Here is a 1,355-nt window from a genome sequence, read left to right as displayed (position 1 = left end):
TCAAAACATCGGCCAGCTCTGCTGGTCGATGTTGTTTGCGTCACTCAAGAATTCTTGCGTTCGTTGATCACCCACTTGGGTATCAATGGATGCTGCTGCACTGCACGAGGAACAACGGATGTTCGCGCCGGCCAACCAGACTCACTTCGCCCTGACCGTAGAAGGTCTGGCGAACGATCTTCAGGTACTTGCCCTCACCGGTCGAGAAGCCATCAGTCAGCCATTTCAGTTCGACGTCGAACTGGTCAGTGAAAACCCGTCCCTGGACCTCGAAAGCCTGCTGCACAAACCGGCTTTTTTGCAGCTCGCGCAAAACGGCACCGGCATTCACGGGCAGATCTATCGCGTGGCCCAAGGCGATGCCGGTAAACGTCTGACCCGCTACTCGGTGACCCTGCGCCCGCAGCTGTCTTACCTTTCGCACCGCATCAACCAACGCATCCTCCAGAACCTCAGCGTGCCGAAAATCATCGGCCAGGTCCTCGAAGAGCACGGCATCCAAAGCAATGCCTACCAGTTCAAAGTCGGGGCGATTTATCCCGAGCGCGTGTATTGCGTTCAGTACGATGAATCGGACCTGCACTTCATCCAGCGCCTGTGCGAGGAAGAAGGTATCCACTACCACTTCCAGCACAGCGCCACCGCCCACACGCTGGTGTTCGGCGATGACCAGACGGTGTTCCCGAAACTCGCGCCCGTGGCCTACCAGCAAGACTCCGGCATGGTCGCCAACGACCCGGTGATCAAGCGCTTCGACCTGCGCCTGGAAACCCGCACCAGCCGCACCACGCGCCGCGACTACGACTTCGAAAAACCGCGCATCACCCTCGAAAGCGAGTCCCGTGGCGAGGCCAAACCGGACCTCGAAGACTACGACTACCCCGGGCGCTTCATCGACCGCGAACGTGGCAAGCACCTGGCCAAGCGAAGCCTTGAACGGCACCGCAGCGACTACCAACTGGCCGAAGGCAAAAGCGATCAGCCGCTGCTGGTCAGCGGGCACTTCCTGGCCCTGAGCCAACACCCTAAGCCTAAGTGGAACGACCTCTGGCTGCTCACTGAAATCCTCCACGAAGGCAAGCAGCCGCAAGTGCTGGAAGAGTCGGTGACCAGCGACACCACGTCGCTCAAGGACGACTTCCACCAGGGCTACCGCAACCGCTTTCAGGCCACGCCGTGGGACGTGCCGAACCGGCCGCCGCTGGAGCACCCGAAGCCGCGCATCCTCGGCAGCCAGAGCGCGGTGGTCACCGGGCCCAAGGGTGAAGAGATCCACTGCGACCAGTACGGCCGGGTGAAGGTGCAATTTCACTGGGACCGCGAAGGCCAGGCCGACGACAAAACCAGCTGCTGGC

1 protein-coding gene is annotated in these 1,355 nt (G+C 60.9%); it reads left to right on the top strand.

Translation table 11 applies throughout. The features are described from left to right. Nucleotides 1-118 precede the first annotated feature (118 nt). Nucleotides 119-1,355: type VI secretion system tip protein TssI/VgrG (tssI, locus tag NTD87_RS10855; protein ID WP_262113866.1), on the top strand; the 1,237-nt coding region annotated here is incomplete at its 3' end.

Source organism: Pseudomonas sp. 6D_7.1_Bac1 (genome assembly GCF_025465945.1).
Taxonomy (GTDB): domain Bacteria; phylum Pseudomonadota; class Gammaproteobacteria; order Pseudomonadales; family Pseudomonadaceae; genus Aquipseudomonas.
This window is presented reverse-complemented; position numbering and strand designations above follow the sequence as displayed.